Genomic DNA, 25,978 nt, shown 5'->3' with positions numbered 1-25,978 from the left:
CCTTGGTACGTGTTAAAGCTAACCTACTCTCGCGCTTAAGGTAACCTTAGTTATCGTTGCAATGTGCTTTCCTCGGGGACGACCAGGGGCGCACCGGTCACGGGGTCTTCCACGACCAAGGCGTCGAGGTCGAACACGTCGCGGATCAGGGCGGCATCGACGATCTCACGGGGCCTTCCCTGGGAGATGATCCTTCCGTCCCGCATCAGGACGAGTCGGGTGGCATACCTAAAGGCGAGGTTGAGGTCGTGGAGAACCATGACGATCGTTCGGCCCGTGCCATGGAGTCGGCGAGTCAGATTGAGCACCTCGACCTGGTGAGTGATGTCCAGGTAAGTGGTGGGCTCATCGAGCAAGATCAAGGGTGTGTCCTGGGCCAACGTCATCGCGATCCAGACCCGCTGGCGCTGCCCGCCGGAAAGTGCTTCCAAGGACCGTTCTCTGAGTGACAGAACATTCGCCGCTGTCATCGCGTCGACACACGCGCGTTCGTCCTCATCGGTCCACGCACGCAACAGCGACTGATGCGGGTAACGCCCACGAGCGACGACGTCGGCGACGCTCACCCCCGAGGGAGCCTCCGGGGTTTGCGGCAGCATCGCCAACACCCGGGCAATGTCCTTGGTACGGCTCTTGTCCATGGCGGCGTCGTCCAGGAAGATCTTTCCCGCGGATGGAGTCAGCACCCGTGACAGCGTCTTGAGCAGAGTGGACTTTCCACAGGCGTTCGGCCCCAGGATCACCGTTAGCTCGCCGTCGGGAACCTCGAAGTCAATCCCAGGGAGCACCGCGTCCTGCCCGTAGCCCACGGTGATCCCTTCGGCGCGCAATCTGCTCCGACGAGCCGTCGTTTCGTTCATGCTCTCCTCCGTTCCATGATGATCAGGTACACCAGATACAGGCCGCCCAACGCGCCGGTCACCACGCCCGCGTTGAGCGAAACGGGCAGGAGATACTGGCCCGCCACATCCGCGCAGAGGACGGTTACCGCCCCCATGAGTGCCGCGGTGATCAGCCCTGCGCCGCGCGAGGGGGTCAGGCTCCTGCCGATGTGCGGGGCCGCCAGTGCCACGAAGGCCAGCGGGCCGGTGATCGAGGTGGCCAGACCGACCAGGAGCACTCCCACGAACATCCCGGTCACTCGCCACCCGTTGACCCGTATCCCCCTCCCGACGGCGAGTTGGTCCCCGAACCGGAGCATCGCCATCGGCCTGGAAGCCTTCATCAGGAGCGGGGTCAGAATCAGGAGCCCGGCCGCAATCAGGAGCGTTTTGCTCCAATTCATGGTGTTCAGAGATCCCGCGAGCCAGGAGGCTGCGGTCTGCGCCTGCGTCAACGAAGCCCGAACCACCAGGAGCGAGTTGACCGCGCCCAACGTGGCTCCGGTGCCAATTCCGATCAGAACGAGTCGGTATCCTCGCAGCCCGGTGCGCCTGGTCAACAGGTACACCACGAGGGCCGTGCCGAATCCGCCCAGGATCGCTCCGGACGCGACACCGAGTGGACCGGCGTCGAACACGAGGATCTGCAACAACGCTCCCGTGGCCGCACCATGGGTGAAGCCGATGACGTCGGGGCTGCCCAGGGCGTTGCCGGAAAGAACCTGGAAGATCGCACCAGAAAGACCCAGCGCGGCGCCCACCCCGATCGCGGCGACCACCCTGGGCAACCGGACCTGGTTCACGAAGTAGATATCGAGCCGGTCTCCCCTGCCCATGAGTGCCTGGTACACGCCCGAGGGGCCGAGGTCCCGTTCGCCCTGTGTCATGGCCCAGGCCGAGACCGTCACCACCACCAGGACGAGAATCAGGTGCACGACCAGCTGGCGAACCGGGATGTCCGCGCTGATGCCCCGCCTCACCGAGAGGACGGAACGGCCCGAGAGGTCCTTTCGGAACGGTCCTTTGCCGATTCCCCGACGGTTCGTTGTCGCGCTCACAGGGACCTCACCCGCCGACCGGACATCATCGCCATGAACAAAGGGCCTCCGGCCAGGGTCGCGATGATTCCTACCTGCGTCTCTTGCGGTGCGATGACGATACGGGCCAGGACGTCCGCCGCCAGCAGCCATGCGGGCCCCAGAAGGAGGGACCCGGCGTTGACCCATCGGACGTCATTGCCCACCGCCCGGCGGACCACGAATGGGACGGCCAGTCCCACAAAGGCCACCGGGCCCATGGCCGCGGTGGCCGCCCCCGTCAGCAGGGCCACGGAGACCAAGGTGATCGTCTGCGTCCTGACGAGTCGGACGCCGAGTGCGACGCCGGATTCCTCCCCAAGGGCCAAGGCATTGATCGAAGGGCCCACGGCAACGGCCAGAATCAGCCCGAGCGCAATCATGGGGCCGACCGACTCCACGATCGCGATGTCCCGCCCCTCAAGGGAGCCAGCGACCCAGAGTCGAAACTCGTCGAAGGCGTCCCGGTTGGATAGGACCAACGCCTGGTTGACCGCGGCCAGAGCCGCGGAGAGAGCAACACCCGCGAGCGCAAGGCGAACAATCGATCCCGTTTCCCCACGGCCTAGGACAAAGACCCCGGCGCCGGCTACGGCCGCTCCCACGAGCGCCGCGAGCATGTAGAGGTGGATGTTCAGCGGCCCGAACAGCACCACGGACAGCACGACGGCGACGGAGGCGCCCGAGTTGACACCCATCAGCCCAGGTTCCGCCAGGGGGTTGCGCGTCAGCGACTGCATCAGGGAGCCCGCGACTCCGAGGGCCGCCCCGCAGAGGAGACCCAGCAGGGTACGGGGTATCCGCTGTTCCATCACGATGGTGCGGGCAGTAGCCGAGCCTGCCCCGCGGAAGACTTCGGCGACGTCGGAACCGGTCAGCCCGTTGGATCCGAAGCGCAGCGAGGCAAGAACGGACGCCACCGCACAGACCCCGAAGAGTCCGCACCAGACGACTCGACCCAGCGAATGCCGCCGCCCATCCGAGACCGTCATGGAGTCGACCACGATGGCAGTGCCACGAGAGGGATGATCACCTCGCACCGCCGCCTAGGATTTCTGAGTCGTGGCGCGACGGCGTCGGACATACCAGACGGTCGCGGCGATCAGGGCCATGACAACGAAAGCGATGGTGCCAACCCAGGGGAATTCAACGGAATCTTTCTTGGTTTCGGTCGAAGCGTTCTCGGCGTGGCCCCCGGTTTTCTTGGCTGTGGCACCCGGGCTCGCCGTTGCCGTGCGCTTCGACTTGTCCTTGGCGTCGTCGCTCTTTCCGCTCTCCGCGTTCTTGTTCTCTGCGCCGTCGTGATGCTCCGAGCCGGACTCGTCGCCTGCGCCCGAGGACCCGGCCATCAGCCGGTCGTATTCTTCCTTGGAGATCGGGTGGCCGTCGGCATCGACATACTCGATCGCGTCGTCGCCCCGGCCGTTCTCACCGGCTCCCCCGGTCTGCTCCCCGGGCTGGCTGAGGTTCGGTCCTTGCCCGTTCCCGGACGATCCTTCGCCATTGCCCCCGTGATTCGCCGCATGATCGCCGGATCCTGCATCCTGCCGCGTGCCTCCGGAGAGAATGTCTTCCGACGTGACGTTATAGCGGTGACCCCCCGAGGAGTTCTGGTTGACCCCGGCCGTGGTGAATTCCGGGCTGATGTTGGTGAAACCCTTGCTTCCCTTGCCCGGTAGGAGCTCCGTGGCCAGGAAACGGAGGGTGTGCTTGCCATCTTTCAGGTCCTTCGGCAGGATGAACGAGCCGTCCACGCGGCCGCTGCCATCTGATTTCTGTTGGTGAACCACGCACGCGCCCTGAGCGGCGTCGGCGGGACATGCATTGCCGTTGTCGATCTTGACGTAGACCTGCTCGTTCTTTGGGAATCCGGTCAGGGTGAAGTGGATGGTGTCACCGGCTTTGAGCATGCCCGGCGAGACGGAAGACGAGGTACCCTGCGTGCTACTCTTCGCGCCGCCCGGCGGAAGCGCAGAGGATGCCGTGATCCCCAGCAGGAGAACGCCAACCACGGTCCACAGGACCATGAGTGACCGATGGAAGTGCGAGCTGATCATGATGGTTTCGATTCCTTCCTTATTCCTCTGAAGTCTCCGAAGTAGGATCGGATGGCTTGCGAGTCGAGTACAGAATCACGGCCAGAAGAAGTGCCCCGGCGAGTGCGAGCAGCACGTTGTTCCAGGTGAAAACCTTATGGATGAACGTTGCTTCCTGCCCGTCCGCGCTCTGCTCCTGAAATTCCCGGTCCTGCGAGTTCCGCGCCTGGCTCCGAGCAGACGGGGAGACCGAGGGGCTTGCCGTGTGGTGAGAGGCCTTCGGGGATTCCTGGAGCGCGGCCGCAACACGTTTGGCGGGCCCTTGGGGTTGATGCCCCAAGGAGTGTGTGGCCGGAGCAGGGGCTCGGAGCACGCGGAGCACTCGGGCGTGGCGCGGGTTCTGGTCCTGGACCCGGCCCAGGTTCGTCATCTCACGTACGGCCGCAGCGCTCACGGGGGCCGCGGCGGAAGCGCTCGTCTGCTCCGATCGAGACTCGTTGCCGGACACCGTTGCCGCGTTTTCCCGGGGCTGCCGCGGCACCGTCGACCCTTGAGCGCGATTGTCATTGACAGGGCCGGCACCAGCCTGTGAGTTTCCGTGGCTTTCGGGAATCGTGAGCAGATCCCAACCCAGCAAGCTTCCGAAGTCCTCGCTCTCTCCGCTCTGGACCACGAGGCGGTAGTCGCCCGCCACCGCGTCGTCGGGCAGGTCGTAGCTCAAAGAGCGGTTCGAATCCAGGCGGGTCCAGCCGTTGCCCCACTGGCTACGAGGCGCTGCCTCGGCGTAAGGGGTGGCCCTGACCCATTGCCTGGGTTGACCACCGGGCACTTCGACCGTGATCCGCGTGCCCTCGCGGTTCACCCGGACGCCCCGGCGCGAGCCCTCCGAGAGTTCATCGAGTCCGAGCGCGGGCGGTGCATCGTTGGGACGGTACTCGCCTAACGTGAAGTCGAGGACGCCTCGGCCACCAAAGCTCATGGAGAGATCGCCAGGGCGGAGGGAGCCCGAAAGAAGGCGCAGGGTGTGGCCGCCTTCGGAGAACGCGGGTGACGATGTAGAGGTCGTTCCATCCGGCAGGGCGATCCATGTGTCGAGGACCCCGGTGGACGGGTCAGGATCGACGAGTGCCCAGATGGTCTTGTTGGAGTGAATTTCTTCGTCCCGTCGGGAGATCGCGCCGTCATCCAGTTTCACCGCGACCTTAGGGGCCCCCGTCTGGCCACCGGGGTTGCACCATCCCTCGCCGACCAGATGGACCTTCTCACCGCGGGCGATGGTCTTGTTCTCTATTCGTGCGGTGGGCCGGCTCGCCTGCGTGGTGCATTGGACGTCCGAGATTTCCTGAATGGGCTCGGCCGCCTTTCCATTGACCGGGATCGGCGCGGTGACGGCTCGACGCTGCACATCCCCGTCAAGGTTCCGGCCGGACTGCGCCGTGATGGTCATGTATTGCCCGGTCTTGCCCCGGCGCAACTCGTCGGGAGCTTTGACGGTGATGTCGAAGGATCCCGTCGGGTCGATCGTGTACAGGCCGTGTTCGGGGTCCTCGGGGCCCGAACCCTTCGGGATGAGAAGAACCCAAGAGGTCGGATCCTTGGATTTCCCGAGAGAGGCCAGATGATCGCTGATGGCCTGGTCGCCACGGGAGTATTGGTCGATGCGCCCGGATGGTGCCTGGTAGTTGACCTTGATCGACACGATGGAGCCGGACTTTCCGTCTGCCGTCTTCCATCCCTTGCCGACCAGGTGCAGCGTGGAGTCTTCCCCGGTGGTGAAGGGCGCGACGTCGATGGTTGCCGGCGCGCCGGAATCCGCCGACGACGTCGCAGAAACCCACGGCAGCTCTGAAGCGGGCGACCCGGCTTTTCCGGACACCGATACCTTCAGAACGGCGTTGCGTGGCAGGTCACCGTCTTTGAGGCTTCCGCTCAAGAAGTGGATCATGTGGTTGGTACCAGGGAGCCATGGCTTGTCCGAGTTCCCCTTCGTGGGGAAAGGCAGCTCTGCGGAGAAGGTTCCATCGGGGCCGGCCTCGAATTCGCTGACGACGCTCTCGCCGTTCACGGCCACGGTGCCTTTGTCGTATTTCACGGCGATCCGCGCTCCCCCGGCGACGGAATTCTTCCAACCTCTGCCTTCAACGCGGATCTTGCCCTCGACGTCGACCGTCCGGGGCCCGGAGACCTCGGCGGTTTGTTCATTGGTCTTAACGGACTGTCTGTTCGATGCGTCGTCGGCCGCGGCACCGGGAAGGACCAGCCATGCGGTCAGGACCAGGAGCAGAGCGAGCAGGAGCGAGAGGAGTACCCTGGTGTGCGAGCGAGAGCGGGCGATGGTGCGAGAGGATCCGATATTCATCATGGGTTATGGAGTTCTTCGATTACTGGCAGGAAAGGTGCCGGAGCCGCTCAAGTGACCCCGGCCGACTTGGTCGCTCAGGGGAGCTCGGCGAGAATGTCGTCGACGATGCCGTTCATCAGCAACGGGCCGCCGGTTGAGGTCCAACGGGATCCATCGACGGTGATGATGTGGTGGTTCTTGTAGGCGGACAGGTCGGTGAAGCCCGAGGTCTCCTCGGCCGTCTTGAGCGCCTGGACGGCACCGTCCCGGTCGGCAGTGGAGTCCGAGTGCGGATTCGCCTGGCTAGCGCCGCCTAGCGTTCCGAAGAACAGGTAGTCCGCGTCGATGGTCGCGAGGTTCTCCAGGGAGACTGGATCCGAATGTCCCCTCCCCTCACGGTCCTGGGATTGCGGCCGCTTCAGGCCGAGCCCCTCCAAAACCTGGCCCGCCGGAAGTTCTTTGAGAATCAGAGACGGACCACTGCCCTGCCACCGAACGATCGAGAAGGTCTTGTCCCCGTAAATCGGTGCGAGGCGAGCCTTGCCCTGTTCGATCTTGTCCCGGAAAGCAGTCTTGACTTCCTCACCCTTTGTTTCCAGGTTCAGCGCGCGGGCAGCGGTATCGAAGTTCAGCTCCCACGGACCGCCGGCGTAACCGCAGAAGACCAACGGAGCTATCTGACGCAGGATCTCCAAGACGTCCGGTCTATTGTTCACGCTGGTCCCGTCAACGATGATCAGGTCGGGCTTGAGGCTGGAGATCTTCTCGTAGTCCAAGTCCCCGATGCCGCCGACCAGAGGAATGTCCTTGGCCTTTTCCGCCAGATATCCCGGGACGGAATTCTGTCCACGGCCGGAGACGGTGCCCACCGGGGTGACGCCCAGCGCAAGGGCCGCGTCCAGGGTGGGCTCGGACAGCGCGACAACGCGACTCGGCTTCTCCGGCACGCGCACCTCGGCGTCATCGATGTCCTTGACCACGCGCTCGGAAGTATTTTCGGAGTGCCCGCCTGAGGCGAAGACGCCGCATCCGGTGAGGCACACCATGGTAATCACCGCGACCACCAGGGCGATGACCGGCCTCAAACGATTCCGTGGAGTGCGATCACGCCGACGCGCCGAGTGATTCATTATTAACCGTTCCCTTATCCCTTGATATGGCTACCCTCAGTTTACTGTCTTTTCGCGGTTCTTGTCATCGCTGAGCTGGCTTGGGGAAACGTTGGGAACGGCCCGAAAAAAGGTCCTCGCATCGGCAGTCCTCGGATTGATTTCTTCGCTCAAGTCCCTGCATTCATGTCACTCCTGAGGACCCGTCGCTCGGTCCCATACAGCACACGGAATGCGCAAGGTCGCAGGGATCGTGAGCAGAACAAGAAGAAGTACAGCGCAGCCAGCCAAAGCTCCGGATACCATCGGATAAGTTCCGGAGCTCCATCCCATGGCAGTAGTGACGACGACTACTCCCCAGCCGCTGAACAATGAACGCTGCACCATGAACAGGGAGGTCGCGGCATCGGTCCGATGCGCCTCTATCTCCCAGAATGCCGCACCCTGGGTCAGTAGCACGGTTTGGCTCAGGGCCACCCCGAAGCAAAGCATGAGCACGGCCGTGCCCCAACCCCCAGCAATGGGTGAAAAGATCAACGCCGCTAATGCGAGGAATCCGCCGCCAACAGAACCTGCGAGCACCACGGGTCGCGTTCCGAACCGCGATTTGAGATGGAGCATGATCTGACCGCCCACGAGCAAGCCCAATGTCTCCGGAAACATCATGAAGCCGATCTCGTGCGGCGGTACTCCACGCCCGCCAAGTACCAGAGGCAGTGCGACAAGGAACCCTGCGAGACCCGCCGAGGCGCAGGAGACGATCCAAGATCCGGTGCGATATGTCTGCAACCGAAAAAGACCAAGGTCAAAGGCCGGTCGGCAGACCCGTCGGGTACGACGAACTGCACCAAACACTCCGAGTGCGCCGATAAGCGTGAGTGCAGCCGCCAGAGCAACAGCCCCGACTTGGACAGGTCCACCCGGGTCGAGACCGGCAACCAGCAGCGGGCCTCCGATAGCCAACGCTCCGCAGGAGAGACAGCCCGTGATTAGTCCGTAAACATCGAATTTGCCTTTCGGCTTCCCTGATCCAGATTTCAGTTGATTGTCCGAGGGCGACAAAGGTTCCTGGTCAGGCTCGGAACCGAGTCTGGCCGGCGTCAGTAGCATCAACGCAGCCAACGTGGTAAGCACCGCCAAAGGAAACATAACTCCGAAAATCCAGCGCCACCCCAAGTGCTGGACAATCATTCCCCCAAGTACTGGTCCGAGCATTGGTGCAATTGTCAGAGGAACCAGAGTGATCCTGGCAATGCGGAGTCTCTGTTCACCCGTGGCTCCTCGGTACATCATTGCCAGGCCAACAGGTACGAGAATCCCGGAGCCAGCACCCTGAACTGCACGGCCTAAGACCAGGACTTCGAGGCTTGGTGCAAGCATCGCTATCAGCAATCCTGTGGCGAAGACGGCCAGGCAGCATACGAAGGTTCGGCGCGTGCCCAGCGTCGCTCCGGCCCAGCCTGCCATAGGCAGAGTAACTGCAGAGGCAATGAGGAAAGACCATTCGACTGCGCCCAGCGCGGGGGCAGGGACGCTGAGCTCCGTGGCAAGATCCGGCAAGGCCGGATTGATCACGGTGCCATCGAATCCGTTGAGGGCCATCGCCAACAGATAGACGATAATCGCAACGACAGGGCACTTTTGATTCGATTGACCCATGGACACAGCGTCCTGAGTTGGACTTTTCCGGCTCATTGCCGGTGCCTTTCGCGGTTCGGTCCGACCGCTCCGGGCCTGCACCCCGTGGCTTCTTCCGATACAGCTGTACGTCGCTCCCCCGGAAGTGGCTCAGGTTCATCCCGGTCTGATGAATGTGATCCACGCTTCTCGATGTGACCTGCCAGAGTCCGCCCGATCTGCGCCAAAGGACCGGGCTGGGTCATTTCCCGATGAGTGCAATCGATGTCATGAACGTCCAGACGGCCGTCAAGGAACCGATTCCACTCACGAGGGTCATGGTCGGGTCCGATCCCGGCTCGAGCCGCCCGGAAGAACAACACATCACCGTGGAAGTCTTCGTGCGAGTACTCACGCAAGATTCTGGCTGTGTTCCGGTATGTCCTGACGAGAGCCGCGAGCGTCCTTTCTGGGAGCCCTGCCATGGGAGAAGATCCGTCGGCGAGAATTCTGCCCAGTTCGACGATTGCCGTTTGTTCGCTCGCGCCTTCCCAGGAGCATCCAGCCAATGCGGAGTCATCGAGACCAGCCATCGCAAGAACTGCCGACACTGCATCGTCGAGCGGAGGCTCTCCTACTCCGCTCTCTGCCTCCGAAGGATAAGCATCGAGCAAGCTGACCGTCCCGACCTCGGCACCGGCCGCCTGCAGCTGCGCAGCCATGACATGGGCGACCATTCCGCCCAACGACCACCCCACCAGGTGGTACGGTCCGTGAGGTTGGATTTTCCGGATGGCTTGGACGTAGTCCCGGGCCATTTCGGCGAGGGATCGAGGCTGGGCCTCGGGATCAAGAACTCCACGCGCTTGCAACCCCCATACTGGAAGATCATCCGGAAGGAATTTGGGCAAGCCTGCGTAACACCACGACAGTCCGCCTGCCGGATGGATGCAGAACACTCCCCCCATTCCTTGAAGGACTCAGTTGGCGGGCACGACCCAACGGCAGAAGTACCTGGAGGTCCGCATCAGACCTCTGCGAGCCCTCCCCAACATCAAGAACGCGGGCCAGCAGCTCAGGAGTTGGGTAGGCCATCAGCGTTCCGACACGCAGATGCTGCCCGGTGGCTTCACAAATTGCAGCGGTGGCGGGCACTGCAAGCATGGAGTGTCCCCCAAGATCGAAAAATGAGTCTTCAGCCGAAACCGTCTCCAAGCCGAGGGTTTCGGCAAAGCATGTGGCCACGATACTTTCCGAGGCCCCCAGAGGCGGCCGCCCCTGGCTCCGACGCTCGGCCGGTGCCGGCAGCGCGGCCTCGTCGAGCTTGCCCGTGGGAGTCAGCGGTACCTCGGAAATCACGACGACGGCGGACGGAGTCATCTGAAGAGGCAACAACTCTGCCGTTCGCCGTCGCAGAGCCATCGGATCTGCCGTTGCTGGATCGGGGCCAAGAACGTGGAGGACAAGCCGCTCGTCGTTTGTTCCTATTCCCTCAACACGCACGTGGGCCCAGACGACGTCCGGCAAAGACCTAGCCGCCGCTTCGATCTCCCCGGGCTCAATCCGAAATCCTCGCAGTTGAATCTGCCGATCCGAACGCCCGCGGAAATCCAAGATGCCATCGCGCCTGCGGACGGCCAAGTCGCCACTTCGGTACATTCTTGCCTGACTCGGGAGCAAGCCTGCTTCTTCGAGCATGGATGGGTATCGAGCAGCGAAGGGATCGGGAACGAAACGTTCCGCGGTCAGCTTAGGCCGAGCAGTATATCCAGCCGCCACCCCCGCCCCTCCGACATGGATTTCTCCCACGACGCCGTCCGGGACGGGATTGCCGAACTCGTCCAGAAGGTAGACGGAGAGATCCGGGATAGGTTCGCCGACCAAACTGATTCCGCCATTCTCAGGCTCCAGGCTGTCATAGTCCAAGGGCATATAGGTCACGTGGACGGTCGTCTCGGTGATTCCATACATGTTGACGATCTGCGGACTGCTCGGTTGGTGACGCTGATGCCAGTCACGTACCACGGCCGGATCCATCACCTCACCGCCCAGGATGATCGTGTGCAAGTCCCATGAGGACGTGCACGACGTTCGTCCTGTGAGCTCCGCCCCTGGATCGACATCCGTCTGAGCACCCTGACCCTCTGCGAGCGCCTCGTCTTGCGCCACGGAGGCCTCGGCCAGAACCAACTGCCCAAAGGCCGACGGGGTCTGGTTAAGGACTGTGACACGTTCCTTTCGAAGCAGACGCAAGAAGTCGTCCGGGCTGCGGCTGATCGACCGAGGTACGACGACTACCGAGCCTCCGTGCAGCAGCGCCCCATACATCTCCCAGACGGCGAAGTCGAAGGCGAAGGAGTGGAACAGGGTCCAGACATCGTCCGAAGAGAAATCGAACCAGTGCTGAGTAGACCGGAACAGACGGAGGACATTGGCCTGGCTTACGACCACGCCCTTGGGACGGCCGGTCGAGCCTGAGGTGAACACGATATACGCAGGATCCTCCGGGCGAGGAACACGGTCCTGGGCGACACAAGATTCGACGACGGACCGCCTGGTCGAAGCGGCTTTTCCACCATCGGCGTCGTCGGACAGTGACCCTAGTTCTATGAACGTCGCCTCGGGTGCAGAAGCCTTGAGCGCATCCACGAATTCGGGAGAGAGCGAAGCCCCCGTTCCCAGCTCGTCTCCAGCTGCGTACAACACCGCCTTCGGTGCGCTGTCCTCCAAGGTACTCCGCAACCGCCCTATCGGATACCCCGGGTCTAGCGGAATGTAAGCGACCCCCGCTCTCAGGCACCCGAGCATTACCGTGACCTGACGGGGTGACCGCTCCACCAACAAAGCCGCTCGATCACCAGGTCCGAAGCCACGGAGGATCAGACAATCCCTGATCCGGGCGGACTCGGTGTCCAAGTCTGCGTAGCGGAGTTCGGTACGCTGACCGGAACTCGCTACGTCCTCGCCGGTCGGGTCTTCGAACGGGCAGTCAAGAGGCGAAGGCGGACCCACCACCGCGACGCGGTCAGCGTACTCCTCAAAGCTCCGTTCAATCGCCTCGGTCAGAGACTCGGATTCCCCTGCCCGATGCAGGGCCCTGTATTCGAGCATCCGCTTGGCTTCGTTCTCGGCCGTGAGCCATGCGGTTTCGACCAACGGTCCATCACCGATCCGGCTCTCGGGATGTTCGACGGCTCGACGCAACAGCTTCTCGAACCAAGTCGACAAGTCCTCTACCGTTTGGTGATCGAAGATGTCCGAAGCGTATTCGAATCGAATTTCGATTTTGTCCCCGTCTCCGGGCGCATAAGAGATCTCGCACGTCAGATCAAATTTGGCTGTTCCCGTGCCCAGAGTCTGCGGATAGGCGACGCCCACGTCGGTTCCGAAGTCGACCGCATGGTCGCCAATGTTCTGACTCACGAGCATGACCTGGAACAACGGATGACGTGAGGGGCTACGATCTGGAGCCACAGCGCGTACGACCTCGTCGAATGGCGTTCGCGAGCGTTCCAACATCGTCAAGGACTCTTCTCGAACACGCTCGAACAATTCTTCGAAGCGAGGATTGCCAGAAGTGTCCGTGCGGGTCACGAGGGTATTGGCCACGAATGCGACTTGTTCCTCTTCGGCCGCAGAAGCCCGGTTGCTCGAGATCGTGCCAATAGGCACATCGGTTCCGGCGCCTGTTCGCGTCAGAAGTGCCGCCAGTACCCCCTGGAATATCATGTGCGGAGTCAGGCGGTGGGCACGAGCCACCGAGTAGAGAGCCTTACCAACGGCTCTGTCGAGCGTCATCCGGACCTCGCCGCCGACGCGGTCTCGTATCTGTGGCCGCTCCCTGTCGGACGGAAGCGCAATTTCGGTCGGAATCCCGGACAATGCCGATTTCCATGCCTCCAGCTCCGCGTCCGACGCGGCTCGGTCACCGCGGGTTTCGTCTATCAGCACCTGTGGAGTGCAGGAATCGATGGGCTTTAGAAGTGGGCCAGTTTCGACGGCAAATTCCGACGCATCCCCGCTGGCGTGAACTCTGTAGGCTGCGGCGAGCGTGCTGAGGACCGGGCCCAGGGACCAGCCGTCGGCGGCGATGTGGTGAAGAACCAAGACCAGCCCCTCACCCCGGTCGGCGCAGACACGCCACGCTCTCAACGGCAACTCACGGCTGACATCAATCACGAGATCCAAAGCGTCGACCAAGTCCGGGTTCCCCACCGACTGTGCCGCCTCGCGCACTCGAAGAGCAGCCTCAACTTCCTCACGTCTCCATTCGCGAATTGTGGGGCGGCCTTCGTCGTCGGCGGGGAAACTGCAATGGAGGTTGCGCCAACGCATCGCCGTGTCCACCAGAGCCAGGGCTAGGGCCTCCGGGTCAAACACACCAGGAAACCGTAGAACCACGGGGATCGAATACAAAGCGGATGGACCCTCGAGCTGTTCGAGGAACCACAACCGTCTTTGAGCAGCTGTCAACGAATTCGTAGAACTTGGGGATTCGCCGGCTTCGCGACGCTCCACCTCATCTGGTCCGGATCCGACGAGAGGCTTCACACCCAGGTCTGCATCTTCACCGATTCTGACGCTGTCATGGGTCTGGAGCGAGGAAGCAATCTCCCCAATCGTCGGAGCGGCAAACACTGACCGGAGGTCCGGCCCATTCATAGTGGATCTGGGTCCGTGACCCCCCTCGTATTGACGAAGCCGGCCCACGAGGCGCGCGGCAGTCAACGAATGGCCTCCAAGAGCAAATAGGTCGGAGTCGGTCTTCAGAGACTGCGGATCCCGTCCAAGGAGTTCTCCGAAGACCTTGGCCACACGACGTTGTACCGGATCCATGTCAGCCCATCCGAGGCCTCGGCCGTCGTAGTCCGCTAGCCTCAATGGAAGACTCTGCAGCTGTTTCCGGTCGACTTTGCCACGCTCGGTTAACGGCAAAGCTTCCAGCCGTATGAGGGCGGTAGGGACCATTGCAGAGGGAAGACGGTTTCGCAGGGAAGCCAACAGCCTCCGACGTTCCCCCTCGTGGAGAGGATTGCCGCGGACCACGTAACCGACCAATATCGGACCATGGCCAGCGTCGCGTACTGCGACAACCGCCTGTCGCACGCCAGGCAGATCGAGGAGTGCGCGCTCGACTTCCTCAGGTTCAATGCGGACTCCCCGGAGGGAAAGCTGGTTGTCCGCCCTTCCCAGGAAGGACAACGCCCCATCCCGCTCACGGCGTACAAGGTCACCGGTGCGGTAGGCGCGCGTTCCATCGGCCATGTGAAAAAATGCATGGTCTGTCTCTTCGAGCCGGTCCAGGTATCCGCGGCTCACTGACCCACCGGCTACGGCAAGTTGCCCGGGGAATCCCGTAGGACATTCTCGATCCCACCCATCCAGGACGAGCGAAAATTGCCCGGGAAGACTGTGTCCGATGCTGGGCCGGTCGTGGTCGCAGATTGCAGCTACTAGGGAGTCAACGGTGTTCTCCGTCGGACCGTAAGCATTTGCAGTGAGCACTCCCGTTCCAGCAATCTTGCGGAGACGGTCCCACAGGGAACCAGAACAGGCATCACCGCCAATGAATACGCTGGTCACCGGGTCTGTGCCGCCTGGATCGAACCCAGCATCAAGCAGGTGCTCGAGTACGGCTGGGGAAATATCCATGATGTCTGCCCGGTGCTCACGGATTGCGGCAATATGCAGGGCGGCTTCGCGCAGACATTCTTCGGAAGGGACCAATAGAGTGTGGCCGAGCAACCAAGTGCACATTGGGCTCAGCCCTGAGTCGAAGGCAAATGAATGTTCGTGGACAGACACCATGGGTTCTGTCTGGCGTCTCGCTCCTTTGTCGGCTGCCTGATGACGATCCTTGGCCCGGAGACATGCCGGCAGGTACAGACCACCTACGGTGCGCATGAAGTGGTCGAGATTCCGGTGTTCGACGACGACCCCTTTCGGCGTACCCGTCGAGCCCGAGGTGAACAGAACATAGGCGACGGCGTCTTCCGAGACTGCCCCGCTGCGCTCCGCGTCGGTCACTGCGCTAGGATCGCGGCCTTCCAGGCTGGCGCAGGTTTTCGGGTCGTCAAGATCAATGACCATCGGGACCGGTTGATTATCCGCCACGGCCGTACGGTCGGCGTCTCCGGCGATCACCACGGCCCGGGGCTTGGCGGCAGCAATAACTGCTCGAATACGGCCGCCCGGCCAAGCCGCATCCATGGGAACGAATGCCGCACCGACCTCCAAGACGGCAAGCGGCGCAAGAATGCCCCACGTATTTCTGGAAGTGAGCACCGCCACTCGATCGCCTGGGACAATACCGCAGGCGAGCAATTCCCTTGCAAGTTGATGCGTACGGACTGAGGCCTCTGTGCGTACAAGGTCTGCATCAGGTCCAATGAGTCTGCCTCCCGTACCGATGGGGTCCGAACCGGAGTGGACGAGGGACGTGGTTCCCCTCAATGCTGACGTCGGCTGGGAGAGATGCCGAATCAAATCGACGATTCGAAGGCCTTCGACTCGTTCCATGGCATGATGCGCGAAGGGCCCGGGACGATCCAAGATATTGAGTGCAGAAGCCGTTGATTCCGCTCCGTCCTGCGGAGGGCGACGGATGGGGAGCTCACGGAGCAGAGCTTGTTCCTCTTTCCTCCGACTTCTGGTCAAGGCTTCGTAGAGAGCACCAAAAACCTCGGCCATTCCGCGTAGGCCCGTGTCGTCCACGGATCCTTCGGGAGTCTGCAAGACGGCTTCAGACCGGCTTGAATCCCCGGCCCGCACGTCCAAGACCAATCCCTCAACAGGTCCGTCCCATACGGGACGAGCGCGCCCGGAAGCAGCTCCCCAAGTCACTGCTCCATTGAACGGAACGATGTTCAGCTCTGCTTCGACCAGTGCACCTCCAGGGCCCACCTCACGATCGAATCGTAGGGTTTCCTGTCGAAAGCGCTGGTGCGCACTGGCTTCTCGCCAGGCCTGACTGACTCGGTCCAAATACGTCCCGACGCTCTCGTCCGGATGGGAGGTCAGGCGTACCGGGAGCATATTTTGGGCCGTGCACGGAGTTTCTCTCAACACGGCATCGCCGCGCCCCATCATGTGCACTCCGATGAGTGTCTCCTCCTTGTTTCCAGCCGCCATCACTGTCAGCCCCAAAGCACCAAGCAATAGGACAGGATCAATCCGCCACCCACCCTTCGGCTCATCAACTACGGTCCGCACAGACCGACCGCTCAAGCCACGAGGCACAACTGGAACGACGTCCTCTTCTGGCTCCTGGCCGGTCCAGAATGTGCGATCCTCGCTATGGGCCTGGCTTCCTTCATACGCGGAGAGCGCCTCGATGGCGTGACAAAAGCCATCCAGGTCATCCCAACTGGGCAACACTGTTGTTGGGTCCGGAACGCTGTCCGGGTCCGCCGTCGCTGCCGTGCAGGCTTCGGCCAATGCTTTGGACAACAGAGAGAATCCGAAACCGTCCAAGGCCAGGTGGTGTACGCGGAGGAACCATTGCGCTGATTCCGGACCGGTCACCAACAGACATGCATGGCTGACGACACCCCGGTGCAACGCCGGCGCGACATTCAAAGCCCGTTCGATCCAGGCACGGGCTGCCTCGGCTGGGTCTTGAGCATGGCTCAAGTCCACGATCTCAGGGACCGGAGGGCACGCATCAAGAGAGATCCGTGGCACGTCTGCGCACGCGTCCACCGCATGATTCCCAGGAGGTTCGGCCTCGCAAGTTTCTCCCCCAGTCTCGGTTGTTGCAGTTATCCGCATTCGGAGTGCTGGCACTGAGGCAAGGACGCCGGCTACGGCCCGTTTCCAAGCCGCTACATCGATCGGCCCGGTGAGCTCCGTAACCTCAGAGACCATGAGATCAGCAGGATCTTTGGACAACCGATGTGCCATCCAGAGCCCTTGTTGGGCCGGCGTCATCGCGTATGTGTTGCTCAGCCTGGCTTGAATCGCAGCCAGCTTTTCAACCGCTGAATCGTTGCGTTCTGGATTGAGAGAAGCATGAGCCGAAGGTGCCTCGGGATTCATGGTGGTCCTTTCCGAAGAATACGGCGTCGAGGGGAAGAGAAAGCTACGGGCGAGGAGCAGGGTCCATGCCGAGCGCACCAACTCCGACACTCCCCGCCCGCACAGCTGCTACTTGGCGAAGTCCTTCTCGAGAGAATCGAGCTCCATCTTCGCGGAGTAGTAATCCAGGCGGAACGTCTCACCCGGGGTGTAGTAGACCTTGCCATCCTTGACCGCCGGCGAGGTGTTGAAGGCCTTGTCCTCGTGGATCACCTTCTTGTTGCTGTCGTCCGCGGCCACGGCGAGCCACACCTTGCCGGGCAGGCCCTTCTGGACGTTCTCCGGGGACAGATTGACCATGTCTCCGCGGTCCTTGCCCATCGAGGTATCACCCTTGACCTCATCCGGGATGGTGGTGATCTTGAAGCCCAGTTTCTCGAGAATCTGGACCTGAGGAGCCTTGTCGGTTAGGGCCGCGGCGCCCGAACCATCACCGAACACAATGAATGGGGAGACCTCTTCTTCGGGCACCTTGATCTTGTTCTTGACCTCCGAGAGGCGCTGGTCGAAGTCCTTGATGACGTCTTCTGCGGCCTTCTCCCGCCCCGTTGCCTCGGCGACCTTGGTGGTCACGTCCTGCCAGGACTTGTCGGAGTAGTCCACGACCAGGACGGGGGCGCCCATCTTCTTGAGCTGATCGACCTTGTCGAAGACGGAGTCACCGGAGTTCTTGGCGACGACGATCAGGTCGGGTTCGTAGTCGGCGACCTTCTCGATGTTCGGTGAATCATTGGACCAGAGCTTCTTGACGTTCTTCTCCGTGGCCGCCTTGGACCACTGGTTGAAGAATCCTTGATCGTCCGAGAGATCCGGGACGTTTTCCTTGGTCGCGCCGGATGCCACCACGGGTGCACCCACGGCCAGCAGCGAGCCGGTCAGCGTCGTCGACGTCGACACGATCTTCTCGGGCTTCTTGTCGATCTTGAGCTCGCCGTCGTCGGTCGTGATGGTGCGTGGCCATTTCTCTGCAGAGGACGAGGAAGCATCGGCGGATGCCTTGGAGGACCCGGAATCCCCACACGCCGCCAGGGCAATGGCCAACATCAGGGCCACGGCGAATGCGAGTGCCCCTCGGACCCATAGCATTTTGGTTGCAACTGCTCTCATTTAGAGCCCCTTTCTTACGGCCCGCAGGCCGTGTCGAGTGCGCTCGTCCGATCAGGGTCGAGCGATTGATGCTCCGTCCTCGCGGTCGGCGACCCTCGGAACAACCATGGGTGTTCCCGTTACGGGGTCTGGGACGACGAGGCAGGAGAGTCCGAAAATGTCGTGCACCGTCTTCTCCGTCATCACGTCGGCAACCTCACCGGTGGCGACGATGCGGCCGTCGCGCATCGCGATGAGATGGTCGGCATAACGGGCGGCCTGGTTGAGATCATGCAGAACGGCGACGATCGTGCGGCCCTCTGAGATCTTGAGCCGACGGCAGAGTTCAAGGATCTCGAACTGGTGAGAGAGGTCGAGGAAGGTCGTCGGCTCATCGAGGAGGACGGTCTCTGTTCCTTGCGCAAGGACCAACGCGAGCCAAACCCGTTGACGCTGCCCGCCGGACAGCTCGTCGACAGGCCTGTTGGCCAGATCCTTGACCCGAGTCAGTCGCATGGCTTCTTCGACGGCGTCGTGATCGGCCGCGCTCCACTGGCGGAAAATGCCTTGGTGGGGCGAGCGCCCTCGGGCCACGAGGTCCCGGACCAGCATCTTCTCCGGCGCTGTGGCCGATTGCGGCAGGAGGCCCACACGACGAGCGACTTCCTTGGTCACCAACGAATGAATATCGACGCCGTCAAGACGCACCGTGCCCGCAGCCGGTTTGTGCAATCTGGCAAGGGCTCGCAGCAACGTCGACTTGCCGCACGCGTTGGGCCCGACGATCACCGTGAACGTCCCCGGGGGAACCGAAACGTCCAGTGCCTCGGAAATCATACGGTCTGAGTAGGAGAGGGCAACCCCCTCGGCGCACAGCCGGGCATTCATTGTCTTTTCCTCGCTTCCGTCAGAAGGAGACCCATGAAGTAGATTCCGCCGACCGCCGAGGTGACGATGCCAACCGGCATCGAGTCGAGCATGCTCTGGCTCAGGACGTCGGCCGCCAGCAACAAGAAAGCACCGAAAAGTGCCGAGACCATCAGGGATGCCGTCGCAGTCCGGCAGAGCATCCGAGTCAGATGCGGAGCCACCAGAGCCACAAAGGAAATCGGGCCGGCAGCCGTGGTAGCCAAAGCAACCAGTGCGGTGCCGAGGAGAACCAGCAGGATCTGCGCACGATCGACGCGCGTTCCGAGACAAACGGCCAGGTCCTCCCCCAGGTCCAGAACCTGAACCTCCCGGAACATGGCCAGAACCAACGCCTGAATCAGAAGAGTTGCGGGCCCGACGGCGATAATTCGTTCCCATCCCGCTCCTGCAAGAGAGCCGATAACGGAGGTTATTGCCCCGAAAGCGGTATCGCTGTCCGTCCGCAGGATCAACCAGCGGTTAAGACTTCCCAGCATCGAGGAGATGGCGATGCCGGCCAGGATCAACCGCAAACCGCCGAACCCACCACGGAAGGAGAACATCCAGATCGCAGTACCCGCGACCAACCCACCGATCAGGGCGGCGATTGGGACCGGAACTAGAGTCCCTCCGAAAAGAACCACCGACACCAGGATTCCCGTCTGAGCTCCCATCGTAAATCCGATGAGATCGGGGCTGCCCAGAGGGTTACGAGTCAGGACCTGGAACACCGCACCTGCGGTTCCCAGCGCTGAGCCAACGACAATCGCCAGCACTATGCGCGGAATCCGGAGTTCGAATACAACGAAGCGGGCCGAAGCTCTTCCCTCGCCGATGAAAATCCGGAAGACCTGTTCGAATCCGACCGAGGAACCGCCCAGACCGACCGCAAAAAGCCCCAGAACCACGGTCACTACCGCCAGAAGACATCCAACGATCAGTACGCGTCGCTCGACCAACACGCTGAGACGCGTGCCAGCCCGGAACCACCAGTAACCGCGGGGCGCACTCGGAACCAGAGCCCCGCCGAGATAACGCCCTTTTTCGGAACCTGCGGCTGCGTTGGCATATGGAGAGTCACCGCGGCGGGACGTGGCCCGGAGGATCATCGACGATCTCCCCTCAGCCTGACCACCATCCACAAAAGCGCAGGCGAACCCACGAAGGCGGTCAGCACACCGACCGCTATCTCGGAAGGCCGGGCGAGGACACGTCCGAGGACGTCCGCGACCAAGAGGAGACTAGGGCCTCCGACCAGGCACAGAAGGATGATCCATCCTTGGCGAGGACCCATGACCCATGATGCGAACAACGGCACCACGAGGCCCACGAATCCAATAGGACCCGCGACAGCGGTCGCAGTCGCGCACAACACGGTCAGGGCCACCAGTGATATACCGCGAATCAAAGCGACGTTCGTCCCCAAGGCCTCGGCGACGTCGTCGCCGAGGGCCATGTCGGAGAGCCCCCTCGCGCTCAGCAAGACCATGAGAAGTCCCGCCAGGACGGGCACGAGAACCCAGACCACGGGCACATCCTGCCGGGTGAGGGCACCGACGTCCCAGTAGCGGAAGGTGTCGAATACCCGAGGACTGAGAAGCAGGAGCGCACCAACGATGCCGCCGGAGGCCGCGGAGAATGCAATCCCCGCGAGGACCAGCCGGACAGGAGAAGCTTCTCCGCCTCCGGACGCGGCAATCACATAGACCACGACGGCCGCGGCCAACGCCCCGATCGCCGACAGGAAGAACTGAGAAACGACGGACGTCAGGTTGCCCAGGCTGGCCCCCAGAACGATAGCCAGGGACGCGCCGGAATTGACACCGAGCAGTCCGGGGTCCGCTAGCGGGTTGCGAGTCACGGCCTGCATGACCGCGCCTGCAACCGCGAGCGCGGCACCCACCACGATGCCGATCAAAGTTCGAGTCACTCGCATGCCGCTGACGATGTAGCTCTCGTCGGATTCATCCGGGTGCCAGACCAAGTGCCAGACGCGGTCTATAGGAATGCTCCGAGAGCCGATGGCGATCGATGCTCCGCAGCAGAGCAGCAGCAGGGCCGTACCCAGAACAACGACGCCCAGACGAGACCTGAAGGAGCTGAGTCGCCCTTCCCTCACCACGGCCGAGGAGGCGTCCGCGGAATCCATGGACGTGCGCACGGCATGCGAGGAGGAAGAGGTCACGATGGCTCCAGCGAATCATGAGGGGCGATCCGACGCGCCAGGCGCGTCTCATCTTGAAGATAAGGCCAGGCACACCTTAAGTCCAGTTAAGGCTCCATAGATTTGCTAACCAGTCATCGCTGGGTCCGGTCGAGTTCGAGGGCTTGGGTCACCCGCTCAAACGACGACGGCGCAGTTCCACGGCGTCCTCACGCTTCCAGGCCAGAGCGACGACAACGCGGTCGACGGACGGGAACGCCGCGTCGAAACCATCAGGGACAGTACCGCTCTCCAGCAAATCCTGGAGGCCCCCAGCCCCAGCCTTCGTCAGTGCCTCGGCCCTGGCCCACTGTGACCAGGAAGCGGCGCACGGGACGGATAAGCCGTCTGGAACCACCAGGTCGATGCCGAGACGCGGCACCCCGCAACCGACGGCCGCGGCAACGCGTCCCTCATGATGCGACCAGCTCAGTGCCCGCTGCCCCGGCCCGGTCCACTCCTGGACGATGGCAATCGGACGGCCGTGAGCTTCGCGGCGGAGACATCCCGGACGGTCACAGCGTTGCTCCACGCGCCAATCCGCCGGGCGCGCGCCCGCGGCGCCCGGCCCATGCAGCTCCCTGTGCGCGCAGGCCAACAACCAACGACCGAGCAATCGGGCGGCCACCATCTCCCGCTGGGCCCACTGGCTTTGGGTTCGGGCCAACCGCTGGACAAATTTCGGCCCGAACGGACCCGGATCATTCCCCAGTGCGGCTTCGATCGGCTGTACTGGGTGCTCGGCCCACCAGATTCGGGTCACCCGACCAGGCCCCGGGGCGGCAAATGTAGATTCGCGCTCCATCATGCGACGCTCCTTCCGAAAGACCGCGGCGAGTGACTCAGCGTGGCCCTGCGACAGCAACAAGGCACACCGCCTGTACCGGAAACAGGCAAATGTATCGTAATCTCCGGACGCCATAGTTCTTTTCAGAAAGGTCCGATGATGCCATCCGAACCAGAGTTTCTTCCGCCGATCCCGCAGCGACTCAAACCGCGGGCGGGCCTCGAATTGTTGGAGGAATCAGGAAGCATCGACGCCTTTTTTGCGGAACTCGGTTCCCGTGGCGGATTGATCATAGAGGACCGTCCTGCTAGCGGAACAGCCGTCGTCACGGTCGCGCGCAAGGCCCACGGTGCGGAGGAACGCGTCGCACTTCTGCTCGCGACCACCACTCACATGCATCGGACCCATTTGGAACCGTTCCTCCTGGACCGCTATGACGCTTTCGGCGCAGCGTTCCATTTGGGGGCTTTCGAGCTTCCCCGCGAGCTGCGCACGGAGATCACGTTGCTTCCCCAAGATCCGTGGGACCCCGAGGTCGGTCAATCGAGACAACGCTGGCGATCAACTTTTGCTCTCACCGAGGCTCCGTCCCGGAGTCTGCCGGTGATTCGCTCCTCGGACGGCGGAGAAGCCAACCTCCTGGCCCTGCCAGGCGCCACGCCCCACCGGTTCACCGACGACATCGGCACCAGAGCTTCACAAGACTCATCCGAACGCACCATCGCCAGCATGCCTTCCGAACGATGGCGCGAAAACCTGCCGAAGCATGGAGACTTGAAGGAAGAGGCCTGGTCCTCAACCGTGATGAACGTTCCAGTTCGATCCTGGACGTGGCGGCCCGCCCAAGAGTACGGTGCCCCGGAAGTCACCGCACTCGTGACGGACGGGGACCGGTACACGAGTGAGTACACCCTGGTCCCAGCCCTAGAACGGGCAGTCGCCGAATACGCTCTGCCTCCGCTGTCGGTGATCTTCTTCGCACCGGACAGACCTTCGGACCGGCCCCATATGCTCGGGGCAAACCCAGACCTGCCGCGGTTCATCCAGGAAGAGCTTCTTCCGCGAGCATCGTTCCACACGCGTATCCTTTCCGATCCGCAATTGCGCGCCATTGCCGGAGCATCCCTCGGGGGACTTGCGGCGGCCGACGTCGTGCGCAGAGCGCCGGACCTCGTGGGATGCGGAATAGTCCAATCCGCCTCTTTCTGGTGGCCTGACGAGGATTCCCCCAGCGAACAGTTGCATCAATGGGAGGAAAACCCAGCACCGTCACAATGCACCCGAATCTTCCACGAGGTCGGCACCCTCGAAGGCCATCTTCGCGCAGAGAACCGTCGCTTCGCGGACCTGTTGCGTCGACTCCAAATCGACCACGTCTCCCGCGAGTACGTGGGAGGACACGACTACGTGTGCTGGCGCGGCGGGGTCATCGACGGTCTGATCCATTTCTTCGGCGGCTGACCACAAAAGGACGCCTGACTAAAGCCCCGAACGAACGCCTCAAACCTCCCACCCCAGCCCCCTTAACGCAAAAACCCCCTCCCGCACGAAGCGGGAGGGGGTTTCCGTAGGAGCGGATCGCCCAGCGTGCCTTACTTGGCGCGCTCGACGATGTCCACGATCCGCCAACGCTTGTTGGCTGACATGGGACGGGTCTCCATAATGCGCACGAGGTCGCCAACGCCGGCGGCGTTCTGCTCGTCGTGCACCTTCACTTTGTGGCTACGACGCATAACCTTGCCGTACAGACCGTGGGTCACGTGGTCTTCGACCTCGACGACAACTGTCTTGTCCATCTTGTCGGAGACGACATAGCCGCGACGGGTCTTGCGGAGATTACGCTCTTCCGTCTTCTGTTCACTCACTTGGCATCACCTTCGGTAGCGCTAGCCGTGTCGGCCTTCTTCGCTGCCTTTGCAGCCTTCTTGTCGGCCTTCTTGTCAGAGGCATCGTCCGAAGACTCGGCCTCGGGTCGGATGCCCAGTTCGCGCTCACGCAACACCGTGTAGATGCGCGCGATATCGCGCTTGACAGCCTTGAAGCGGCCCGCATTCTGGAGCTGCCCGGTGGCCTTCTGGAAACGGAGGTTGAACAGCTCCTCCTTGGACGAACGCAGCTTCTCGGTGAGAGCTCCGTTGTCCAATTCAGCCAGCTGCTCGATGGACTGATCCTTGGATCCTACTGCCATTTCTATTCACCACCTTCGCGACGCACAATGCGTGCCTTCATGGGGAGCTTGTGGATTGCCAGGCGCAAGGCCTCTTTGGCGACTTCATCGCTCACGCCGGCCAGTTCGAATACGACACGACCGGGCTTGACGTTGGCAACCCACCACTCAGGCGAACCCTTACCGGAACCCATGCGGGTTTCGGCAGGCTTCTTGGTCAGCGGGCGGTCCGGGAAGATATTGATCCAGACCTTACCGCCACGCTTGATGTAGCGGGTCATGGCGATACGAGCAGCCTCGATCTGACGGTTAGTCACATACGCGGGTGCCAGCGCCTGAACGCCCCACTCACCGAACGAAACGGTGGTGCCGCCCTTGGCGACGCCGCTGCGCTTCGGGTGGTGCTGCTTGCGGTATTTTACGCGACGGGGAATCAGCATTTATGCCTCACCGTTTTCTGCAGTCTTGGCTTCGTTGGCGGGGGCCTCCGAAGCGCTGTTCTGCTGCTCGTTGCGTCCACCGCGACGACCTGCGCCACCGGCGGTGTTACGACGACGACGTTCGCCGCCTCCGCGACGATCGTTACCGCGGCGGTTGCCCTGTGCGGCCTGCTGAGCAGCAAGTTCCTTATCGGTCAGATCACCCTTGTAGATCCACACCTTGACACCGATGCGACCGAAAGTGGTCTTGGCTTCGAAGAAGCCGTAGTCGATGTTTGCGCGGAGGGTGTGCAGGGGCACGCGGCCCTCTCGGTAGAACTCCGAGCGGGACATCTCGGCACCGCCGAGACGACCAGCGCACTGGATACGGATGCCCTTGGCTCCGGCCCGCTGAGCGGACTGGATGGCCTTCTTCATCGCGCGGCGGAAAGCCACACGAGAAGCGAGCTGCTCGGCGACTCCCTGCGCCACCAGCTGAGCGTTGACCTCGGGGTTCGAGACCTCGAGGATGTTCAGCTGGATCTGCTTGCCGGTGAGCTTCTCGAGCTCGCCGCGAATGCGGTCGGCTTCGGCGCCACGACGGCCGATCACAATGCCCGGGCGCGCAGTGTGGATATCCACACGGACGCGATCACGGGTGCGTTCGATCTCGACGTTGGCGATGCCTGCGCGCTCCATGCCGTTCGACATGAGCTCACGGATCTTCACGTCCTCGCGGATGAAGTCCTTGTAGCGCTGGCCTTCCTTGTTGGAGTCAGCGAACCAGTGCGACTTGTGGTCCGTAGTGATCCCCAGTCGGAATCCGTGCGGGTTAATTTTCTGTCCCACTTAGCGGTCCTCCTCATTATCCGGGGTAGCGAGAACCACGGTGATGTGGCTGGTTCGCTTGTTGATGCGGTATGCACGACCCTGAGCTCGCGGTTGGAACCGCTTCATGGTCGGGCCCTCGTCGACGAACGCTTCACTGATGAAGAGTTCTTCTTCCTTGAAAGCGACGCTATCGCGATCAGCGAGCTGGCGGGCGTTGGCCACTGCCGACTCGACGATCTTGAATACCGGTTCCGAAGCACCCTGCGGGGCAAACTTCAGAATCGCCAGTGCCTCATTCGCCTGCTTGCCACGAATCAGGTTGACGACGCGCCGGGCCTTCATAGGCGTCACGCGAACGTAGCGCGCAGATGCCTTGGCTTCCATTGCCTATCTCTCTTTCGTCTATTGCCGAAGAGTTACACGCTGCTAAATCGGTCCGA

20 protein-coding genes are annotated in these 25,978 nt (G+C 62.3%); 1 reads left to right on the top strand and 19 read right to left on the bottom strand.

Annotated features, from left to right (window positions below; genetic code table 11):
• Nucleotides 1-50 precede the first annotated feature (50 nt).
• The 14 genes from sake_RS03975 to sake_RS03910 all read right to left on the bottom strand — a co-directional run bounded on the left by sake_RS03975 (nt 51) and on the right by sake_RS03910 (nt 22,142).
• Nucleotides 51-860: an ABC transporter ATP-binding protein gene (locus tag sake_RS03975; protein WP_129360089.1), complete on the bottom strand. Its 810-nt coding sequence runs from the start codon at nt 858-860 to the stop codon at nt 51-53.
• A complete protein-coding gene (locus tag sake_RS03970) occupies nt 857-1,939 on the bottom strand; it encodes an iron chelate uptake ABC transporter family permease subunit (RefSeq protein WP_197964453.1) in 1,083 nt (360 codons plus the stop codon). Before sake_RS03970 ends, sake_RS03975 begins: the two co-directional genes overlap by 4 nt.
• Nucleotides 1,936-2,949, bottom strand: coding sequence for an iron ABC transporter permease (locus tag sake_RS03965; protein ID WP_178945494.1), 1,014 nt, complete (start codon nt 2,947-2,949; stop codon nt 1,936-1,938). Before sake_RS03965 ends, sake_RS03970 begins: the two co-directional genes overlap by 4 nt.
• A gap of 54 nt (nt 2,950-3,003) precedes the next feature.
• Entirely contained in the window at nt 3,004-4,014 is a 1,011-nt protein-coding gene (locus sake_RS03960; RefSeq protein ID WP_129360090.1) for a plasmid partitioning protein, read from the bottom strand.
• Nucleotides 4,015-4,033: 19 nt separating this feature from the next.
• Nucleotides 4,034-6,355: a hypothetical protein gene (locus sake_RS03955; protein WP_178945493.1), complete on the bottom strand. Its 2,322-nt coding sequence runs from the start codon at nt 6,353-6,355 to the stop codon at nt 4,034-4,036.
• Between the two features lie 74 nt (nt 6,356-6,429).
• Entirely contained in the window at nt 6,430-7,464 is a 1,035-nt protein-coding gene (locus tag sake_RS03950; RefSeq protein WP_178945492.1) for an ABC transporter substrate-binding protein, read from the bottom strand.
• A gap of 168 nt (nt 7,465-7,632) precedes the next feature.
• Nucleotides 7,633-9,102, bottom strand: coding sequence for an MFS transporter (locus sake_RS03945; RefSeq protein WP_178945491.1), 1,470 nt, complete (start codon nt 9,100-9,102; stop codon nt 7,633-7,635).
• A gap of 32 nt (nt 9,103-9,134) precedes the next feature.
• Nucleotides 9,135-9,971: a thioesterase domain-containing protein gene (locus sake_RS03940; protein ID WP_243155735.1), complete on the bottom strand. Its 837-nt coding sequence runs from the start codon at nt 9,969-9,971 to the stop codon at nt 9,135-9,137.
• Nucleotides 9,949-17,097 (bottom strand): non-ribosomal peptide synthetase, encoded by a 7,149-nt coding sequence (locus sake_RS03935; RefSeq protein ID WP_178945489.1) that lies wholly within the window; start codon nt 17,095-17,097, stop codon nt 9,949-9,951. The genes sake_RS03940 and sake_RS03935 overlap by 23 nt, the downstream gene beginning before the upstream one ends.
• Nucleotides 17,098-17,205: 108 nt before the next feature.
• A complete protein-coding gene (fepB, locus tag sake_RS03930; RefSeq protein ID WP_178945488.1) occupies nt 17,206-18,243 on the bottom strand; it encodes a Fe2+-enterobactin ABC transporter substrate-binding protein in 1,038 nt (345 codons plus the stop codon).
• Nucleotides 18,244-18,294: 51 nt separating this feature from the next.
• Complete coding sequence (locus sake_RS03925) at nt 18,295-19,110, bottom strand: ABC transporter ATP-binding protein (RefSeq protein WP_178945487.1); 816 nt, start codon at nt 19,108-19,110, stop codon at nt 18,295-18,297.
• Nucleotides 19,107-20,240 carry an iron chelate uptake ABC transporter family permease subunit gene (locus tag sake_RS03920; protein ID WP_129360097.1) on the bottom strand — a complete coding sequence of 378 codons (1,134 nt, stop codon included), beginning with the start codon at nt 20,238-20,240 and terminating at the stop codon, nt 19,107-19,109. The genes sake_RS03925 and sake_RS03920 overlap by 4 nt, the downstream gene beginning before the upstream one ends.
• Nucleotides 20,237-21,316, bottom strand: coding sequence for an iron chelate uptake ABC transporter family permease subunit (locus sake_RS03915; protein ID WP_207718914.1), 1,080 nt, complete (start codon nt 21,314-21,316; stop codon nt 20,237-20,239). The genes sake_RS03920 and sake_RS03915 overlap by 4 nt, the downstream gene beginning before the upstream one ends.
• Before the next feature lie 148 nt (nt 21,317-21,464).
• Nucleotides 21,465-22,142, bottom strand: coding sequence for a hypothetical protein (locus tag sake_RS03910; protein WP_178945486.1), 678 nt, complete (start codon nt 22,140-22,142; stop codon nt 21,465-21,467).
• Between the two features lie 135 nt (nt 22,143-22,277).
• On the opposite strand from sake_RS03910, the gene sake_RS03905 reads away from it, so the two are divergent.
• Complete coding sequence (locus tag sake_RS03905; RefSeq protein ID WP_129360099.1) at nt 22,278-23,582, top strand: esterase family protein; 1,305 nt, start codon at nt 22,278-22,280, stop codon at nt 23,580-23,582.
• Nucleotides 23,583-23,713: 131 nt separating this feature from the next.
• Here sake_RS03905 and rpsQ read toward each other — a convergent pair whose 3' ends face one another.
• From rpsQ to rplV, 5 genes are read right to left on the bottom strand one after another with little or no spacing between them, the layout of a single operon-like run.
• Nucleotides 23,714-23,986 (bottom strand): 30S ribosomal protein S17, encoded by a 273-nt coding sequence (gene rpsQ / locus sake_RS03900; RefSeq protein ID WP_129359331.1) that lies wholly within the window; start codon nt 23,984-23,986, stop codon nt 23,714-23,716.
• The gene (gene rpmC, locus sake_RS03895; RefSeq protein WP_129359329.1) at nt 23,983-24,309 is read right to left on the bottom strand and encodes a 50S ribosomal protein L29; all 327 of its coding nucleotides are present in this window, start codon (nt 24,307-24,309) and stop codon (nt 23,983-23,985) included. Before rpmC ends, rpsQ begins: the two co-directional genes overlap by 4 nt.
• Before the next feature lie 2 nt (nt 24,310-24,311).
• Nucleotides 24,312-24,728, bottom strand: coding sequence for a 50S ribosomal protein L16 (gene rplP, locus sake_RS03890; RefSeq protein WP_129359327.1), 417 nt, complete (start codon nt 24,726-24,728; stop codon nt 24,312-24,314).
• Nucleotides 24,729-25,556, bottom strand: a complete 828-nt coding sequence (rpsC, locus tag sake_RS03885; protein ID WP_129359325.1) for a 30S ribosomal protein S3 — start codon at nt 25,554-25,556, stop codon at nt 24,729-24,731.
• On the bottom strand, nt 25,557-25,922 hold the full coding sequence (rplV, locus tag sake_RS03880) for a 50S ribosomal protein L22 (RefSeq protein ID WP_129359323.1): 366 nt from the start codon (nt 25,920-25,922) through the stop codon (nt 25,557-25,559).
• Between the last annotated feature and the right edge of the window lie 56 nt (nt 25,923-25,978).

The organism is Kocuria sp. TGY1127_2, assembly GCF_013394385.1.
GTDB lineage: Bacteria > Actinomycetota > Actinomycetes > Actinomycetales > Micrococcaceae > Rothia.
The sequence above is the reverse complement of the archived record's forward strand: the minus strand, read 5'-3'. Positions and strand labels throughout refer to the sequence as shown.

Bases quoted from the DNA above. Each gene is read 5' to 3' on its own strand.
- sake_RS03920 (WP_129360097.1), bottom strand. From the start codon at position 20,240: ATGATCCTCCGGGCCACGTCCCGCCGCGGTGACTCTCCATATGCCAAC.
- sake_RS03910 (WP_178945486.1), bottom strand. From the start codon at position 22,142: ATGATGGAGCGCGAATCTACATTTGCCGCCCCGGGGCCTGGTCGGGTG.
- sake_RS03925 (WP_178945487.1), bottom strand. From the start codon at position 19,110: ATGAATGCCCGGCTGTGCGCCGAGGGGGTTGCCCTCTCCTACTCAGAC.
- rplV (WP_129359323.1), bottom strand. From the start codon at position 25,922: ATGGAAGCCAAGGCATCTGCGCGCTACGTTCGCGTGACGCCTATGAAG.
- rplP (WP_129359327.1), bottom strand. From the start codon at position 24,728: ATGCTGATTCCCCGTCGCGTAAAATACCGCAAGCAGCACCACCCGAAG.
- sake_RS03975 (WP_129360089.1), bottom strand. From the start codon at position 860: ATGAACGAAACGACGGCTCGTCGGAGCAGATTGCGCGCCGAAGGGATC.
- fepB (WP_178945488.1), bottom strand. From the start codon at position 18,243: ATGAGAGCAGTTGCAACCAAAATGCTATGGGTCCGAGGGGCACTCGCA.
- sake_RS03935 (WP_178945489.1), bottom strand. From the start codon at position 17,097: ATGAATCCCGAGGCACCTTCGGCTCATGCTTCTCTCAATCCAGAACGC.
- rpmC (WP_129359329.1), bottom strand. From the start codon at position 24,309: ATGGCAGTAGGATCCAAGGATCAGTCCATCGAGCAGCTGGCTGAATTG.
- sake_RS03960 (WP_129360090.1), bottom strand. From the start codon at position 4,014: ATGATCAGCTCGCACTTCCATCGGTCACTCATGGTCCTGTGGACCGTG.
- sake_RS03905 (WP_129360099.1), top strand. From the start codon at position 22,278: ATGATGCCATCCGAACCAGAGTTTCTTCCGCCGATCCCGCAGCGACTC.
- sake_RS03945 (WP_178945491.1), bottom strand. From the start codon at position 9,102: ATGGGTCAATCGAATCAAAAGTGCCCTGTCGTTGCGATTATCGTCTAT.
- sake_RS03955 (WP_178945493.1), bottom strand. From the start codon at position 6,355: ATGATGAATATCGGATCCTCTCGCACCATCGCCCGCTCTCGCTCGCAC.
- sake_RS03950 (WP_178945492.1), bottom strand. From the start codon at position 7,464: ATGAATCACTCGGCGCGTCGGCGTGATCGCACTCCACGGAATCGTTTG.
- sake_RS03965 (WP_178945494.1), bottom strand. From the start codon at position 2,949: ATGACGGTCTCGGATGGGCGGCGGCATTCGCTGGGTCGAGTCGTCTGG.